14 protein-coding genes are annotated in these 14,794 nt (G+C 66.7%); 4 read left to right on the top strand and 10 right to left on the bottom strand.

The genetic code is table 11. The features are described from left to right. Position 1: 1 nt before the first annotated feature. Together AC3DEZ_RS02610 and AC3DEZ_RS02605 are read left to right on the top strand one after the other, a co-directional pair. Positions 2–508, top strand: coding sequence for a fused DSP-PTPase phosphatase/NAD kinase-like protein (locus AC3DEZ_RS02610; RefSeq protein WP_488386813.1), 507 nt, complete (start codon positions 2–4; stop codon positions 506–508). 122 nt (positions 509–630) lie between these two features. Continuing rightward, on the top strand, positions 631–2,622 hold the full coding sequence (locus AC3DEZ_RS02605; RefSeq protein WP_488386812.1) for a S9 family peptidase: 1,992 nt from the start codon (positions 631–633) through the stop codon (positions 2,620–2,622). 76 nt (positions 2,623–2,698) lie between these two features. Here the strand turns inward: AC3DEZ_RS02605 and cyoE are convergent, their stop codons facing one another. Genes cyoE through AC3DEZ_RS02585 form a run of 4 tightly spaced genes read right to left on the bottom strand, consistent with a single transcriptional unit; the run spans position 2,699 to position 6,048 of the window. After that, positions 2,699–3,580 carry a heme o synthase gene (gene cyoE, locus AC3DEZ_RS02600; protein ID WP_447104254.1) on the bottom strand — a complete coding sequence of 294 codons (882 nt, stop codon included), beginning with the start codon at positions 3,578–3,580 and terminating at the stop codon, positions 2,699–2,701. Further along, positions 3,577–4,722 carry a COX15/CtaA family protein gene (locus AC3DEZ_RS02595; protein ID WP_488386811.1) on the bottom strand — a complete coding sequence of 382 codons (1,146 nt, stop codon included), beginning with the start codon at positions 4,720–4,722 and terminating at the stop codon, positions 3,577–3,579. The genes cyoE and AC3DEZ_RS02595 overlap by 4 nt, the downstream gene beginning before the upstream one ends. A 13-nt stretch (positions 4,723–4,735) precedes the next feature. After that, the gene (locus tag AC3DEZ_RS02590) at positions 4,736–5,305 is read right to left on the bottom strand and encodes a hypothetical protein (RefSeq protein WP_488386810.1); all 570 of its coding nucleotides are present in this window, start codon (positions 5,303–5,305) and stop codon (positions 4,736–4,738) included. A 26-nt stretch (positions 5,306–5,331) separates the two neighbouring features. Then, positions 5,332–6,048, bottom strand: coding sequence for an SURF1 family protein (locus AC3DEZ_RS02585; RefSeq protein WP_488387041.1), 717 nt, complete (start codon positions 6,046–6,048; stop codon positions 5,332–5,334). 77 nt (positions 6,049–6,125) lie between these two features. Here AC3DEZ_RS02585 and AC3DEZ_RS02580 point away from each other — a divergent pair, with 77 nt between their 5' ends. Next, a complete protein-coding gene (locus AC3DEZ_RS02580; RefSeq protein WP_488386809.1) occupies positions 6,126–6,344 on the top strand; it encodes a twin transmembrane helix small protein in 219 nt (72 codons plus the stop codon). A 160-nt stretch (positions 6,345–6,504) separates the two neighbouring features. Here AC3DEZ_RS02580 and AC3DEZ_RS02575 read toward each other — a convergent pair whose 3' ends face one another. The 6 genes from AC3DEZ_RS02575 to AC3DEZ_RS02550 are packed head-to-tail and all read right to left on the bottom strand — an operon-like array spanning position 6,505 to position 11,233. Further along, entirely contained in the window at positions 6,505–7,383 is an 879-nt protein-coding gene (locus tag AC3DEZ_RS02575) for a cytochrome c oxidase subunit 3 (RefSeq protein ID WP_488386808.1), read from the bottom strand. A gap of 28 nt (positions 7,384–7,411) precedes the next feature. Next, the gene (locus AC3DEZ_RS02570; RefSeq protein ID WP_488386807.1) at positions 7,412–7,987 is read right to left on the bottom strand and encodes a cytochrome c oxidase assembly protein; all 576 of its coding nucleotides are present in this window, start codon (positions 7,985–7,987) and stop codon (positions 7,412–7,414) included. Beyond that, positions 7,984–8,118: a hypothetical protein gene (locus AC3DEZ_RS02565; RefSeq protein WP_488386806.1), complete on the bottom strand. Its 135-nt coding sequence runs from the start codon at positions 8,116–8,118 to the stop codon at positions 7,984–7,986. The genes AC3DEZ_RS02570 and AC3DEZ_RS02565 overlap by 4 nt, the downstream gene beginning before the upstream one ends. A 23-nt stretch (positions 8,119–8,141) precedes the next feature. After that, complete coding sequence (gene ctaD / locus AC3DEZ_RS02560) at positions 8,142–9,755, bottom strand: cytochrome c oxidase subunit I (RefSeq protein WP_447104248.1); 1,614 nt, start codon at positions 9,753–9,755, stop codon at positions 8,142–8,144. 31 nt (positions 9,756–9,786) lie between these two features. Then, the gene (gene coxB / locus AC3DEZ_RS02555) at positions 9,787–10,734 is read right to left on the bottom strand and encodes a cytochrome c oxidase subunit II (RefSeq protein WP_488386805.1); all 948 of its coding nucleotides are present in this window, start codon (positions 10,732–10,734) and stop codon (positions 9,787–9,789) included. A gap of 19 nt (positions 10,735–10,753) precedes the next feature. Beyond that, complete coding sequence (locus AC3DEZ_RS02550; protein WP_488386804.1) at positions 10,754–11,233, bottom strand: DUF2244 domain-containing protein; 480 nt, start codon at positions 11,231–11,233, stop codon at positions 10,754–10,756. Between the two features lie 251 nt (positions 11,234–11,484). Between AC3DEZ_RS02550 and putA the strand changes: the two genes are divergently transcribed. Further along, on the top strand, positions 11,485–14,733 hold the full coding sequence (putA, locus tag AC3DEZ_RS02545; RefSeq protein ID WP_488386803.1) for a bifunctional proline dehydrogenase/L-glutamate gamma-semialdehyde dehydrogenase PutA: 3,249 nt from the start codon (positions 11,485–11,487) through the stop codon (positions 14,731–14,733). The last annotated feature ends 61 nt before the right edge of the window (positions 14,734–14,794 follow it).

Below are 14,794 nucleotides of genomic sequence, written 5' to 3'. Positions count from 1 at the left end.
CATGAAACGTGGATTCCGCCGCACCGTTGCATCGTTCCGTCCTCTGGTCGCCGGCGCGCTGTTGCTGCTGGCGTTGCAGGTCCAGGCCGGCGATTTCACCCAGCCGCGCCCCGGACTGCACACCGGCGGCCAGCCCACCGCCGAACAACTTGCCGATTTCTCGAAGCAGGGCGTGCGCACCGTCATCGATCTGCGCGCCCCCGGCGAGGATCGCGGCTACGACGAGGCGGCGCTCGCCGAACAGCACGGCATGCGCTACGAGCGCCTGCCGATCGCCGGCGCCGATGATCTCACCGCCGCCAACGCCGCCGCGTTGAAGAAGCTGCTGCAGGACGGCGGCGACAACGTGTTGCTGCACTGCGCGTCCGGCAACCGGGTCGGCGCGCTGCTGGCGCTGATGGCGAAACAGGAAGAAGGCGCCAGCAACGAGAAGGCGCTGGAGCTGGGACGCCAGGCCGGCCTGAAATCGCTGGCGCCGGTGGTCGAGCAGAAACTGCAGACGCCGTAAGCGTTCACGGGACGATCGGACCTGCTCCGATCGTTCCCGCATCGCGGCCATCTTTGGACACTGGCCGGGAACGACGGAACGTGGTTAACCTCGGGGTCTTTCGTCCCGGGGAGAACCTTCGCATGACCCGTCATTCCGGCAAATGCCTGCCGCTGCTGCTGTCCGTGCTCGCGCTTCCGGCGCTGGCCCAGACCACCGCGATGCCCTCCCAGGCGCAGGCACGCGAACAGGTCGGCAACCGCACCACCGAATACGTGCCGGCGATTCCCGCCGAGCTCGTCGAACGCCTCAATCGTTACCAGAACACGCGCGGCGCCGGCTTCGCCGGCTGGACCCGCGAAGGCTGCGTGCTGATCTCCACCCGCTTCGCCGAAACCGCCCAGGCCCATCGCGTCTGCCAGCCGATGGGCATGCGCGAGCAACTGACCTTCTATCCCGAGCCCATCAACAGCGTTGGTACCGCGCCGGCGAAGTCCGGACGGGACGGTTTCGTGTTCGGCAAGGACGTGGGCGGCAACGAGTCCTGGCAGTTGTACTGGTTCGACCTGGCAACCCGCGAGACCACCCTGCTTACCGACGGCAAGGCGCGCAACCAAGGGCCGCTGTTCTCGCACGATGGCAAGCAGCTTGCATGGAGCAGCACCGCCCGCAACGGCAAGGACACCGACGTCTGGGTGATGGATCTCGCCACCCGCAAGGCGCGCACGGTGGTCACCGAAGGTGGTCAATGGAGCGCGATGGATTTCTCGCCGGATGGCAAGACGCTGCTGGTCAACCAATATGTATCGGTCAATGAAACGCATCCGGGCAAGGTCGATCTGGCCAGCGGCAAGCTCACCCTTTTCCCGATCGAGGGCGGCAAAGCGGCGTCCGGCGGATTCCGCTACGCAGGCGATGGCCGCGGGGTGTTCTACGTCAGCGACGAGAACCTCGACGGCAAGCCGCAGGAGTTCAGCACGCTGCGCTACCACAATCCCGCCACCGGCGAATTCAAGGTGGTCAGCGCGGACATTCCCTGGGACGTGGATCAGCTGGACGTTTCCGAAGACGGTCGACATGTCGCCTACGTGAGCAACGAGGACGGCATCGATCGCCTGCATGTGTTCGCCTGGCCGTCGTTCCAGCCGGTCGCATTGCCGGAACTGCCCATCGGCATCGTCGGCCGCATGGGCTTCTCGCCCGACGGCGGCAAGCTGGCGCTGACCCTCAACACCGCCACCTCGCCCAGCGATGTCTATGTGATCGATCTGGCGGCGGCGAAGCTGGCCCGCTGGACGCGGAGCGAAGTCGGCGGACTGGACGCCGGCGGCTTCGTCGCGCCCACGCTGGTGCGCTATCCGACCTTCGATCAGGTGGACGGCAAGCCACGCACCATCCCGGCGTTCTACTACAAGCCGGCCAAGCCGGCGAAGAATGGTCGCCATCCGGTGCTGATCGACATCCACGGCGGCCCGGAAGGGCAGTCGCTGCCGGCCTTCAATGCCGGCATCCAGTACCTGGTCAACGAGATGGGCATCGCCGTGCTGGTGCCCAACGTGCGTGGATCCACCGGCTACGGCAAGACCTACGTTCAGCTGGACAACGGCTTCAAGCGCGAGGACTCGGTCAAGGACATCGGCGCGCTGCTGGACTGGATCGGCCGGCAACCGGAACTGGATGCCGGGCGCGTGGGCGTCTACGGCGGCAGCTATGGCGGCTACATGGTGCTGGCCTCGCTGATGCACTACAGCGACCGCATCCGCGCCGGTATCGACGTGGTCGGGATTTCCCACTTCGGCACGTTCCTGAAGAACACCGAAAGCTACCGGCGTGATCTGCGCCGGGCCGAATACGGCGACGAACGCGATCCGGCGATGGCCGAGCACTTCGAGAAAATCTCTCCGCTCAACCATGCCAACCGCATCACTTCGCCGCTGTTCGTCGCCCAGGGGCGCAATGATCCCCGCGTGCCCTATACCGAGGCCGAGCAGATCGTGAAGGCGGTGCGCGGCAACGGTCAGCCGGTCTGGTACCTGGAATTCTCGGACGAAGGCCATGGCTTCCAGAAGAAGTCCAACAGCGACTATTTCAGCGCCTCCTCCATGCTGTTCTGGCAGCGCCACCTGCTGGAGTGAACCGCGTCGCGAGTCCTGAAAACGGAAAGGCCCGCTCACGCGGGCCTTTCTTCATTGCGGCGGCTATGCGCCACGCTTACAGCCAGTGGTCCACCAGCAGAAAGGCGAACAGCGCCATCAGGTAAACGATGGAGTAATTGAACACCCGCATGGCGAAGAACTCGTCCGGCGGATCCAGCAGGCGCCACGCGTACCACAGGAACACCAGGCCCAGCACCAGCGCACCGCCCAGATAGAACAGACCGCTCATGCCGAACACCACCGGCAGCACGGTCACCTCCACCAGCAGCACCGTGTAGAACAGGATCTGCCAGCGCGTGTAGGTGACGCCGTGAGTGACCGGCAGCATCGGCACCAGCGCGCGCGCATAGTCCTCGCGGCGGAAAATGGCCAGCGCCCAGAAATGCGGCGGCGTCCACACGAAGATGATCAGGACCAGCAGCAGCGCATGTGCCCAGTCCCATTCGCCGCGCATGCCGGTCATGGTCGCCCAGCCCAGCAGCGGCGGTGCGGCGCCGGCGATCCCGCCAATCACGATGTTCTGCGGCGTCGCCCGCTTCAGGAACACGGTGTAGATCACCGCGTAGCCGATCAGCGAAGCGAAGGTCAGGATCGCGGTGATGACGTTGACCCACAGCACCAGGATCGCCATCGACAGGGCCGCCAGGCACAGCGCGAACACCAGCGCCTGCCATGGCTTGACCTGCCCCACCACCAGCGGACGCCAGGACGTGCGCGCCATCTTGGCGTCGATACGGGTGTCGAGCAGTTGGTTGATCGCCGCCGCGCTGGAGGCGGCCAACCAGATACCGAGGAAACCCAGTGCGCCACGGCGCAGCTGATCCAGGTCCGGCAGTCCATCGATGGCCAGGAACATGCCGACGATCGCGGTGAACACGATCAACGCGACCACGCGCGGCTTGGTCAGGGCCCAGTATTGGCGAAGTGCGATCGTCATTCGGGCTTGCGCAGACGCGCGATCAGCGAGACCAGGGTGAACAGCAGCAGCACAGCGCCGGCGTTGTGCGCCACCGCGACGTGCAGCGGCAGGTTCAATTTGACGTTGAGGATGCCGAGGGTGAACTGGGCGAGGATCAGCAGCACCAGCAGCGTGGCCCAGCCGCGCATGCCCGGGGTGCGGAACAATCGCATGCCGAGTCCGAGCACATACAACGCGACGATGACGGCCATGATCCGGTGGGTCATCTGGATGGCGATGCGCGACGCGCCGTCGAGCACGCCACCTTCATAGTCCACGCCGATGCCGCGCCACAGGACGAAGCCTTCGCTGAAATCGGCCGGCGGCCACCAGCGGCCCACGCACTTGGGGAAGTCCAGGCCGCAGGCGACCGCGGCGTAGTTCGCACTGACCCAGCCGCCCAGCGCGATCTGGATGCCCAGCAGAATCAGGCCACCGATCACCCAGCGGCGCAATGACAGTGCATCGCCCAGCCGGATCGGCTGATCGGTCGCGCGCCAGGCCATCCACACCAGCAGCGCGAACGTGGTCAGGCCCCCCAGCAGGTGTCCCATCACCACGAGCGGCTTGAGCAGCCAGGTCACCGTCCACATGCCCAGCAGCGCCTGGAAGATGATCACCGCCAGGGTCAGTACGCTGACCCGCGCCAGATCCAGGTTGGACCAGCGCAGCGCGGCGAACAGCAGGATCGCCTCGCCGATGATCGCGAGCGCGGACGCGGCGACGTGTTCGCCATGCATGTAAAGCGGTATCGCGGCGGCGACGAATGCCGATGCCACCAGGATGGTGGCAATGCCGAAGCGGCGGCGGCGGGCGGCCAGCAGCGACAGGATCAGCACCAGCATGCCCAGGGTCGCGGCGATGTGCCGGTGCACCTGCTCGCGCCAGGCCTTGTGCGTCTCGAACGGCCGGATCGCGCTGGCGGCGTGATCCACCACTTCGTGCGTGCTCTGCGGCCAGGTCGCGCGACCGTAACAGGTCGGCCAGTCCGGACAGCTCAGGCCGGCATTTGACAGGCGCACGAAAGCGCCGAAGATGATCACGCACAGGGCCAGGCCGACGGCCAGCCAGGCGATGCGATGGAAATGGCGATACAGCACGGGCCGGGCGACGGCATTCATCTCGGACGCACCCTCAAATCAGTTTCAGCAGTTTCGCGACGTCCTTGTACAGGCCGCCGGCATCGAAGCCGGGCGGATAGCGCAGGATCACGAAACCATGGGGATCGATGACATAGACGGGCACGCCTTTCGGATCCTGCAGGCGCGGCAGCGCCGCCAGCAGTTCCGGCGAAGCCTGCAACTGGCGGCGCGCCTCGGTCGCCGGCGCACCGGCCGGCAACGCGCCGATCCAGAGGATCTCGACCTTGTCGGCGTTGTGCCCGAACAGGCGCCAGACCTTGTCCAGGTCCTGAGCCAGCTTCACGCATTCGGCGGCGCAATCGGCCGGGGGCGCCACCGCGATGCGCCAGATCCGTTCGCCGGGTTGCCAGGCGTAGGGCTGGCCATCGACCAGGCGCGGCACGACCAGGCGGGCGTCGGACGGCGGTTGCAGCATCTCGCCATTGTTCTTGTGGCCGGCGGGCTGCCAGCCGGCGAAGCGCAGTACGCCGGCACCGAACACGGTGCCGAAGAACAGGGCGAACAGCGCGACCAGCATCCAGCGTCCGCGAGCGCGGCCGGCATCGGGGGGCATCGAAGTCATCCGGTTATTTTCTCATGCACGGCGGCTCAGCGCTCCTGCTGTCGGCGGCGGCCACGGCGGCTCACCACCAGCGCGGTGATCAGCACCGCCAGCGCGAGCCCGAACCATTGCACGGCGTAGCCCAGATGGCGCTCCGGCGGCAGGGTGTTGGGCAGGATGTCGAGATCCCGCGCATAGCCCAGCGGCAAGGCGGGATCGGGACGGAACACGCGCGGCGCGAGCGCCGGCAGTTGCAGATCCCGCGCCAACGCGGACATGTCCAACCCGGTGACCAACCGATCCCCACCGGACTGGGTCGCACTGACCGCCTTGACCAGTCCTTCGGCGGGCGGAGGCGCGAGCAGGCCACTCAGGGTGTATTCGCCCTCGGGCGGCGGGACCGCGGGCAGACGCCGATCTCCCGGCAGCGGCAGCCAGCCCAGTTCGACCAGCAGCGGCGGGGCACCTTCGGCCTGGAATACCCGGTAGGCGCGGATGCCCGCGCGCCCATCGCGGTTCTGGTTGTCCAGCAGCACCGCCGGACCGGGCGGGAACCGGCCGCTTCCGGAGGCCCAGGCGTAGTCGCCACGCAGCGCCGGCCGCGCGGCGTCGCCTAGCGGGACCGCCCGGCGTTCGCTCAGGATCTTCTGCGAGGCCGCCAGCATCGCCTCTTTCTGCTTGGCCCGCCCCAGCTGCCAGGTACCCAGGCCGCAGAACAGCGCGATCACGATCAGCGCCAGTGCCCAGCCCACCACCAGCGGCATCCGACGCCGACTCACGCGCGGTTTCCCGTCGGCTGCAATAATGTGTTCATGCCCGCTGCACGCCCTTCGAGGCTCCCATGAATGATTCGTTGAAAACCCTGCTGATCATCGCGTTCCTGCTTCTGATCATCTGGAACCTCGGCGCCGGCCTGTACTACCTGCTGGTGGACAAGGGCCAGAGCAAGCGCACCGTCAACGCCCTGACCCGCCGCATCGGCCTGTCGGTGGCGCTCATCCTGCTGGTCATCCTCGCGATCTACATGGGATGGATCAAGCCGCATGGCATTGGAGCCTGAAGATGGGAATCGGGAATGGGGAATCGGGAATAGTGTGATCCCGGTACATGCCCCTTCCGAACGACAAAGGCGACGGCAATGCCGTCGCCTTTGTTTTTGAATCGGCCTTCAACGCAAGGCACGCGGCTCTTGCTGTTTCGACTCCCGATTCACTATTCCCTTAGAGCACGTACACGAACAGGAACAGGCCCAGCCATACCACGTCGACGAAGTGCCAGTACCAGGCCACGGCTTCGAAACCGAAGTGGTCGTCCTTGGTGAAGTGGCCGCGCGCGCAGCGCAGCCAGATGATGGCCAGCATGATCGTGCCCAGGGTCACGTGGGCGCCGTGGAAGCCGGTCAGCATGAAGAAGGTGGAGCCGTAGATGCCCGAACCCAGGGTCAGGTTCAGTTCCTTGTAGGCGTGGATGTACTCCTCCGCCTGGAAGAACAGGAACACGCAACCCAGCAGGACGGTCAGGCCCAGGAACACCAGCAACTGCTTGCGGTGGCCCGCCTTCAACGCGTGGTGGGCGATGGTGATGGTCACGCCCGACGTCAGCAGGATCAGGGTGTTGAGCAGCGGCAGGCCCCAGGCCGGGATGGTCTGGAACTGGCCACCGACCTGGCCCGGGCCGGCGCTCGGCCAGGCCGAGGAGAAGCCGTCCCACAGCAGCGCATTGGTCATCACGCCATCGCCTTCGCCGCCCAGCCACGGCAGCGCGAACTGGCGGGCGTAGAACAGCGCGCCGAAGAACGCGGCGAAGAACATCACTTCGGAGAAGATGAACCAGACCATGCCCATGCGGAAGGACACGTCCACCTGCTTGTTGTAGTTGCCGCTGACCGACTCGCGGATCACGTCGCCGAACCACATGAACAGGGTCGCGCAGAGCAGGAACACGCCGGTGAAGAAGGTCCACTTGCCCCAGGCGGCGTCGTTGAGCCAGCTGGCCACGCCGAACATGGTGACGAACATGGCGATGGAGCCCACGAACGGCCACTTGCTGCTGTGTGGCACGAAGTAGATGTTGGCGTCTGGCGAATGAGCTTGTGCCATGGCGTGTCTTCCGGTTCCTAAGGCTCGATCAGGGTGCCGCGTGCGGCGAATTGGAGGCATTGCCGGCGCCCAGCTGCGCGGTCAATGCATCGTTCTTGTAGAAGGTATACGACAGGGTGATGGTCTTCACGTCACCCGGCAGGTTGGGATCGACGATGAAGCGCACCGGCATGTCGCGGACTTCACCGGCCTGCAGGGTCTGGGCGGTGAAGCAGAAGCATTCGGTCTTGGTGAAGTAACCCGAGGCCCGCGCCGGGGCCACCGACGGCACCGCGCTGCCCACGATCGGCCGCTCGCCGTCGTTGCGCGCGAAGTACTTGGCCTCGTACAGCTCGCCCGGCACCACCTGCATGGTCAGCTGTTCGGGATGGAACGCCCACGGCAGCTTGGAATTCACGCCACCGTCGAACTGCACGGTGACGGTGCGCTTGGCCTTGACCTCGGCCACCTGCGCCTGGCCAGGTCCCTTCTCCAGGCGTACGCCGAACACCTTCTCGCAAGCGATGCGATACAGCGGCACCAGCGAGAACGTCAGCACGAACACGCCCAGCGCCACGCCCACCAGCTTGAGCAGACCCGCCGAGTTGGAGGCCTTGCCGCTCATGCGCTCAACACCGCGCGCAGGATGAACAGCACGAAGATCGCGAAGGCCAGTCCGCCCACGATCCACGCCGTGCGCAGCACCGCCTTGCGGCGGCGCACGGCTTCTTCCGGCGAGAGCATCGGAGCGTTCATGGACTCAGCCACCCGTCACCCGCTCAGTGGGTCACGTCGCCGTGCGCCAGATCGCCATCCTTGATGACCGGCGGGGTGCTGAAGGTGTGGTGCGGCGCCGGCGATGGCACGGTCCACTCCAGGCCCTTGGCGTGTTCCCATGCGCGCGCATCGGCCTTGGCGCCGTTGCGCAGCGAACTCCACAGGATGATGGCCATCATGAAGGGCGTCAGGAACATGCCGAACGCGCCAATCGAACTGACCATGTTCCAGTCCGCGAACACCGGGTTGTAGTCCGGGATGCGGCGCGGCATGCCGGCCAGGCCCAGGAAGTGCTGCGGGAAGAACAGCAGGTTGACGAAGATCACCGTCCACCAGAAGTGGAACTTGCCGGCGGTCTCGTTGTACATGCGGCCGGTCCACTTCGGCCACCAGTAGTAGGTGGCGGCGATGATGGAGAACAGCGCGCCGGTGACCAGCACGTAGTGGAAGTGCGCCACCACGAAGTAGGTGTCGTGGTACTGGAAGTCCGCCGGCACGATGGCCAGCATCAGACCGGAGAAGCCACCGATGGTGAACAGGATGACGAAGCCCACCGCCCACAGCATCGGGGTTTCGAAGCTCAGCGAGCCCTTCCACATCGTGCTGACCCAGTTGAACACCTTCACGCCGGTGGGGATGGCGATCAGCATCGTCGCGAACATGAAGTAGATTTCGCCACCCAGCGGCATGCCCACCGTGAACATGTGGTGCGCCCACACGATGAACGACAGGAACGCGATCGAGGCGGTCGCGTACACCATGGCCTGGTAGCCGAACAGCGGCTTGCGGCTGAAGGTCGGGATGATTTCCGACACCACGCCGAACGCCGGCAGGATCATGATGTAGACCTCGGGGTGACCGAAGAACCAGAAGATGTGCTGGTACATCACCGGGTCGCCGCCGCCGGCGGCGTTGAAGAAGCTGGTGCCGAAGAACTTGTCGGTCAGCAGCATGGTGACCGCACCCGCCAGCACCGGCATCACGGCGATCAGCAGGAACGCGGTGATCAGCCAGGTCCAGCAGAAGATCGGCATCTTCAGCAGGTCGATGCCCGGAGCGCGCATGTTGAGCACGGTCGCGATGATGTTGATCGCGCCCATGATCGAGCTCACGCCCATCATGTGGATGGCGAAGATGCTGAAGGCCACGTTGGCGCCGCCCTGCAGCGACAGCGGCGGGTACAGGGTCCAGCCGCCCGCGGGCGCGCCGCCCGGCAGGAACAGGGTCAGCAGCAGCATGCTGAAGGCGAACGGCATGATCCAGAAGGACCAGTTGTTCATGCGCGGCAGCGCCATGTCCGGCGCGCCGATCTGCAACGGGATCATCCAGTTGGCCAGGCCGACGAAGGCCGGCATCACGCCGCCGAAGATCATGACCAGCGCATGCACGGTGGTCATCTGGTTGAAGAACTCGGGCTTGACGAACTGCAGGCCCGGGGTCATCAGCTCGGCACGGATGATCACCGACATGCCCGCGCCGATGATGAACATGATGAAGCTGAAAATCAGGTAGAGCGTACCGATGTCTTTGTGGTTGGTCGAAAAGAACCAACGCTCGATGAAGCTCTGCTGGTGACCGTGGTGATCGTCGTGGTGATCGACGGCGGTATGGGCCATGTTCGTGATCTCTTGCAGCTGTAGCGGACGGTCAGGCCTGCGCCGGGGGCGCAGCCTGCTCGCTGGTGGGGGCGGCGTCGGTGGCCGGGGCCGGAGTGGCCTGGCCATCGGTGGGCGCGGCTTCTTCCGCCGGCGCGGCGGGGGCCGCCGGAGCGGGGGCCGGAGCCGGCTTCTTCGCGGCCAGCCACTTCTGGAACTCTTCCTTCGGCACGGCGCGCACGACGATTGGCATGAAGCCGTGGTCCTTGCCGCACAGTTCGGCGCACTGGCCGCGATACACGCCCGGTTCCTTGATGTCGGTCCAAGCCTCGTTGACGATGCCCGGAATCGCGTCCTGCTTCCAGCCCAGCGCCGGCACCCACCAGGCGTGGATGACGTCGTCGGCGGTGATCACGAAGCGGATCTTGGTGTCGACCGGCAGGACGAGTTCGTTGTCCACTTCCAGCAGGTAGTGCGGGTTCTTGGCCAGGTCCGGCTTCTCGCCGCTCTGGCGGATGCGGTCGGACTCGCGGTCCAGACGGCTGGTGAGGGACACGTCCTCGCCCAGGTACTCGTACTTCCACATCCACTGGTAGCCGGTGACCTTGACGGTCATCTCGGAATCGCGGGTGTCGTACATGGCGATCAGCTTGGCGGTCGCCGGCCAGGCCATGACCACCAGGATCAACACCGGGATGACGGTCCAGATGATTTCCGCGGTGGTGTTGTGGCTGAACTGCGCGGCCACCGCTCCCTTGGACTTGCGGAACTTGAACATCGCGTAGGCCATCGCGCCGAACACGATGATGCCGATCACGATGCACACGATCAGCGCCACCATGTGCGCGTCGTAGGCATGCTGGGACGAGGCGGTGACGCCCTTGCCCATGTTCAGCTGCCACGGCTTCGGGTCCGCCGACTGCGCCCACGCCAGTACCGGCGAAGCCAGCAGTGCGCAGACCGTCATCAAACGCTTCCAATACCCATTCACTTGCGTCATTGCCTAGACCCCAAATGCGTCATCGGTTGCGACCGCTCGCGGCCGCCAGTAAATCCTGCAACTTGTCCGCCAACTGCCGGCGCTCGCCCGGACCGAGGAAATTGCCCACCTCGACCAGGCGACCACTGGAAGCCAGCGAAATCCTTTCGCCATCCGCCTCGATACGGAGCCGCACCCAATAAGGATGCGCCCGGAACACCGGTCCGGCCTCGGGGGTGCGGCTGACTTCCACAACCTCCGGACCGATGGTGATGTCCTCACCCCGCTCGCCGCTGCGCCATAGCCAACGCAACGCCGCGGCCACCAGAGCGCTGTGCAGCAGGGCGAAGGCCGGTGCGAAGGCGTTGCCGGCCAGCCAGCCCAGCAGGGCCACCAGCCACATCGCTCCGGCCAGCGCGGCGAACAAGGCCACGAACTGGCGGGCCGTCAATGCCCGGGGCGGTCGCAGCCGGAGCCGCGCGCCGTGGATACCCGGCAATGACGGAAGCACTTCGATCATGCTGCAACCGCGCAACGAGGCCGCGGAAAACCCCTAAATGTTAGCCTCACCCCCCTGTTGCGGCAAGTTGCAATGATCTCGGTCAATGATCGACCCGGCCCGGGGCACCGCCATGCCGCTGTGGCGGGGATCGCCGGACCGGCCCCGGAACGGGCCTCCCGGCGGCCGCCGGCGCGCGCTGCCATCCATTCGCGAACGGTGGTCCGGCTCACTACACTATCGGGCTCCATCGCCCGTTTCCGAACATCCTCATGAGCTCCCAGCCCCAGCCCGGCACCGAGGCGGCCCCGCCGCCGGCGTCCGCCGGCATCGTTTCCCCCGAACTCCCCGCTCCGCCGTCGCCTCTGCGGGCCGCCATCACCGCGGCCTGGCTGCGCGACGAAGCGGAGCACGTGCGCGAACTGCTGGCACAGGCCCGACTTCCGGCCGACGAGCAGGCCCGCGCGCAGGCGCTGGCCGCGGATCTGGTCACGCGGGTCCGCGCCCGCGCCCAGGACCAGGGCGCCATCGAGGCCTTCATGCGCCAGTACGACCTGGGCAGCGAGGAAGGCGTGCTGCTGATGTGCGTGGCCGAGGCGCTGCTGCGCATTCCGGACCAGGAAACGGCCGACAAGCTGATCCGCGACAAGCTGGGCGACGCCGACTGGGAAAAGCACCTGGGCCAGAGCGACTCGGTGCTGGTCAACGCCTCCACCTGGGGCCTGATGCTGACCGGCCGGCTGGTCAACCTCAACGATTTGACCCGCCACGACGTGCCCGGCGCCTTCAAGCGCCTGGTCGGCCGGGTTGGCGAGCCGGTCATCCGCCTGGCGGTGCGCCAGGCCATGCGCATCATGGGCCACCAGTTCGTGATGGGCCGGACCATCGAGGAAGCGCTGGGCCGCTCGCGCAAGGGTGACAACGCCAGTTACCGCTATTCGTTCGACATGCTGGGCGAAGGCGCGCTGACCTCGAAGGACGCCGCGCGTTACCTGGAGGCCTATCGCAAGGCGATCCATGCGATCGGCAGGCATACCAATCCACAACGCCAAGGCGATGCGGGGGGACCAGCCCCCGACGTCTTCGCCGCCCCCAGCATCTCGATCAAGCTCTCGGCGCTGCATCCGCGCTACGAGCACGCCAAGCGCGCGCGGGTGATGAAGGAACTGGCGCCGGGCATCCTGGAACTGGCGCAACTCGCGAAGTCCTACGGCATCGGCTTCACCATCGACGCCGAGGAAGCCGATCGGCTGGAAATGTCGCTGGACCTGATCGAAGCGACCTTCTCCGACAAGTCGCTGGACGGCTGGGAAGGCTACGGCCTGGCGGTGCAGGCCTACCAGAAGCGCACGCCCTACGTGATCGACTTCCTCGCCGATCTGGCCCGCCGGGTCGGCCGGCGCATGCCGGTGCGTCTGGTCAAGGGCGCGTACTGGGATGCGGAGGTCAAGCGCGCGCAGATCGACGGCCATCCGGGCTATCCGGTGTTCACCCGCAAGCCGAACACCGACGTGTCCTACCTGGCCAACGCGCGTCGCATGTTCGATCACGGCGACGCGCTGTATCCGATGTTCGCCACCCACAACGCGCAGACCATCGCGGCGATCCGCTCGATCGCGCAGGGCCGTCCGTACGAACACCAGAAGCTGCACGGCATGGGCGACGATCTGTACGCGGAAGTGATTCCGAAGGATCGCCTGGACGTGCCCTGCCGTGTCTACGCGCCGGTCGGTTCGCACGAGGATCTGCTGCCGTACCTGGTCCGCCGCCTGCTGGAGAACGGCGCCAATTCCAGCTTCGTCAACCGCATCACCGACGAGGAGGTGGCCATCGAGGACCTGATTCGCGACCCGGTCGAAACCGTGTCCGCGTTCGACTCGATCCCGCATCCCCGCATCCCGCTGCCGCGCGATCTCTTCCGCAACCAGGCAGCCCCCATCCCGACTTCTGACAGGAACAATTCCATGGGCGCCAACCTCGCCAACGACAACGACCTGCGTGCGCTGGCCGAGCGCGTCAACGCCGCCGTCAAGCCGTGGCGGGCCGCGCCGCTGGTGCCGGGTGCGCTGATCGCGAGCGCGGCGCTGCCGGTGACCAATCCGGCCGATCGCCGCCAGACCGTTGGCGAATGGCAGCCGGCCGACAGCGCGGCGGTGGAAAAGGCGCTGCAGAACGCGGTGGCCGCGCAGCTGGCCTGGGATCGCACCCCGGCCGCCAGCCGCGCCGCGATCCTGGAACACGCCGCCGACCTGCTGGAACAGCGCATGCCCGAGTACATCGCGCTGTGCGTGAAGGAAGCCGGCAAGACCCTGCCCGACAGCGTCGCCGAAGTGCGCGAGGCGGTCGACTTCCTGCGTTACTACGGCGCCCAGGCACGCGCGCAGTTCGGCGCCGCCGAACGCCTGCCGGGCCCGACCGGCGAATCCAACGAGCTGCAGTTGCACGGCCGCGGCGTGTTCGTCTGCATCAGCCCGTGGAACTTCCCGCTGGCGATCTTCCTCGGCCAGATCAGCGCCGCGCTGGCCGCCGGCAACAGCGTCATCGCCAAGCCGGCCGAGCAGACCAACCTGGTCGGCCACGCCGCGGTGAAGCTGCTGCACGAAGCCGGCATCCCGGAAGGCGTGCTGCAGTTCCTGCCCGGCGACGGCGCCACCGTCGGCGCCGCGCTCACGAAGGATCCGCGCGTGGCCGGCGTCGCCTTCACCGGCTCCACCGAGACCGCCCGCGCGATCAACCGCGCGTTGGCCGCGCGCGACGCCGCCATCGGCGTGCTGATCGCCGAGACCGGTGGCCAGAACGCCTTCATCGCCGATTCCTCGGCGCTGCCGGAACAACTGGTCAAGGACGCCATCGGTTCGGCCTTCACCTCCGCCGGCCAGCGCTGCTCGGCCGCACGCGTGCTGTTCGTGCAGGACGACATCGCCGACAAGGTGATGACCATGCTGGCCGGCGCGATGGACGAACTGAAGGTCGGCGATCCCGGCCTGCTGTCCACCGATGTCGGCCCGGTGATCGACGCCGACGCGCTGAAGATCCTGGAGGATCACGCCGCCCGCATGGCTACCGAGGCCCGCCTGATCAAGCAGGCCAACCTCGGCGAGGACGCGGCCCACGGCACCTTCTTCGCGCCGCGCGCCTGGGAGCTGAAGTCGCTGGACCAGCTGCACCGCGAGATCTTCGGCCCCGCCCTGCACGTGGTGCGCTGGAAGGCCGATCAGCTGGATCAGGTGATCGACGCCATCAACGCCACCGGCTACGGCCTGACCCTGGGCGTGCATTCACGCATCGACGAGACGGTCGATCGCATCGCCGCGCGGGTCAAGGTCGGCAACGTCTACGTCAACCGCAACCAGATCGGCGCGGTGGTGGGCGTGCAGCCGTTCGGCGGCCAGGGCCTGTCGGGCACCGGTCCGAAGGCCGGTGGCCCGCACTACCTGCCGCGTTTCGCCACCGAGAAGACGGTGACGGTGAACACCACGGCCGCCGGCGGCAATGCCTCGCTGCTGACCTTGGGCGACTGAGTTCCGGCTGAGGCCGCCAGGCCGCCGTTTCCCCACAGGGCCGCCTCGCGCGGCCCTGTTG

Source organism: Pseudoxanthomonas sp. 134C1 (genome assembly GCF_057773065.1).
This window is presented reverse-complemented; position numbering and strand designations above follow the sequence as displayed.